Origin of the sequence: Catellatospora coxensis (assembly GCF_016862635.1) — a bacterium.
In the GTDB taxonomy this organism is placed as follows: Bacteria; Actinomycetota; Actinomycetes; order Mycobacteriales; family Micromonosporaceae; genus Catellatospora; species Catellatospora coxensis.
Genome location: NZ_BONI01000183.1, coordinates 1 through 1937, shown reverse-complemented (window position 1 = coordinate 1937; position 1937 = coordinate 1). Strand labels below are relative to the sequence as shown.

The window sequence follows — 1937 nt, the reverse complement described above, 5'->3', positions numbered from 1 at the left end:
TCGGTGCCGGAGGCGCTCGCGCGTGGCCTGGTCACGGAGCCTGCCGGCGGTTCGCGGAACCGGATCCAGACGCCGGTGCTCCTCGATGCGGTGGACAAGTACCGGTTCGACGCCCTGTTCGGTGGGGCTCGCCGGGACGAGGAGAAGGCTCGGGCCAAGGAGCGGGTGTTCTCGTTCCGGGACGAGTTCGGGCAGTGGGACCCGAAGAACCAGCGGCCGGAGCTGTGGTCGCTGTACAACGGCAGGCATCACCCCGGTGAGAGCATCCGGGTGTTCCCGTTGTCGAACTGGACCGAGCTGGACATCTGGCACTACATCGCGCGGGAGGAGATCCCGCTGCCGTCGATCTACTACGCGCACGAGCGTGAAGTCGTGTCCCGCGACGGGATGCTGTTCGCGGTCAACGAGTTCATCTCCGCCAAGCCGGGCGAGAACGTGTTCAAGGCCCGGGTGCGTTACCGGACCGTCGGCGACGCGACGCTGACGGCTGCTGTCGCGTCGGAGGCCGACACGGTGGAGAAGGTCATCGCGGAAGTCGCGGCGACTCGGTTGACCGAGCGCGGCGCCACTCGCGGGGACGACAAGGTAAGTGAAGCAGCAATGGAAGACCGCAAGCGGGAAGGCTACTTCTGATGAGCACGGCTGTTGAGGATGCCCCCGTGAGCGAGGCCCGGCCCGACGGCCGGGCGGACCTGCTCCGCTTCGCCACCGCAGGCAGTGTCGACGACGGTAAGTCGACGTTGATCGGGCGGCTGCTCTACGACACGAAATCGCTGTTCGAAGACCAGCTCGAAGCCGTCGAGGCCGTGTCCGCCGCCCGTGGCGACGAGTACACCAACCTCGCGCTGCTCACCGACGGCCTGCGGGCCGAGCGGGAACAAGGCATCACCATCGACGTCGCCTACCGCTACTTCGCCACCCCGCGGCGCAAGTTCATCATCGCCGACACCCCCGGGCACATCCAGTACACCCGCAACATGGTCACCGGCGCATCGACGGCCGACCTCGCGCTCGTGCTCGTCGACGCCCGCAAAGGCATCGTCGAACAATCGCGGCGGCACGCGTTCCTGTGCTCCCTGCTGCGCGTGCCGCACCTGGTCCTGTGCGTCAACAAGATGGACCTCGTCGACTTCGACCAGGCCGTCTACGACCGCATCGTCGACGAATTCACCAGCTTCGCCGCGAAACTCGACATCACCGACCTCGCGATCATCCCCATCTCAGCATTGAACGGCGACAACATCGCCACCCGCTCGACGAACATGCCCTGGTACGAAGGCCCGAGCCTGCTGCACCACCTGGAGCACGTGCACATCGCCTCCGACCGCAACCTCGTCGACGTCCGCTTCCCGGTCCAGTACGTCATCCGGCCGCAGTCCACGACCGTGACCGACTACCGCGGGTATGCCGGGCAGGTCGCCTCGGGGATCCTCAAGCCCGGCGACGAGGTCATGGTCCTGCCCTCCGGCCTGACCACGAAGATCGCCGGGATCGACACCGCCGACGGACCCGTCGCCGAAGCGTTCCCGCCGATGAGCGTCACGGTCCGGCTCGACGACGAGATCGACATCTCCCGTGGCGACATGATCTGCCGCCCGAACAACGCCCCCACCCCCGCCCAGGACATCGAAGCCCTCGTCTGCTGGATGGACGACAAGCCCCTGTCCGTCGGAGCGAAATACACGGTCAAGCACACCACCCGCACCGCACGGGCGATCGTCAAAGGCCTCCAATACCGCCTCGACGTCAACACCCTGCACCGCGACGAGACCGCCACCCAACTCGGGCTCAACGACATCGGCCGGATCCGGCTGCGCACCACCGTCCCGCTCATGGCCGACGAATACCGCCGCAACCGCACCACCGGCGGGTTCATCATCATCGACGAGGCCACCAACCGCACCGTCGCCGCCGGCATGATCATCGAAGCCGCCTGA

Annotated in this window: 2 protein-coding genes; both read left to right on the top strand. The window is 66.9% G+C overall.

Translation table 11 applies throughout. The features are described from left to right. The coding region (gene cysD / locus Cco03nite_RS41885) for a sulfate adenylyltransferase subunit CysD (protein ID WP_203699615.1) at positions 1-633 on the top strand (633 nt) is incomplete at its 5' end. Beyond that, on the top strand, positions 633-1937 hold the full coding sequence (cysN, locus tag Cco03nite_RS41880; protein WP_203699614.1) for a sulfate adenylyltransferase subunit CysN: 1305 nt from the start codon (positions 633-635) through the stop codon (positions 1935-1937). The genes cysD and cysN, both read left to right, overlap by 1 nt.

What these genes read in the sequence shown, in the direction of transcription:
- cysN (WP_203699614.1), top strand. Translation starts at nt 633, where the DNA reads ATGAGCACGGCTGTTGAGGATGCCCCCGTGAGCGAGGCCCGGCCCGAC.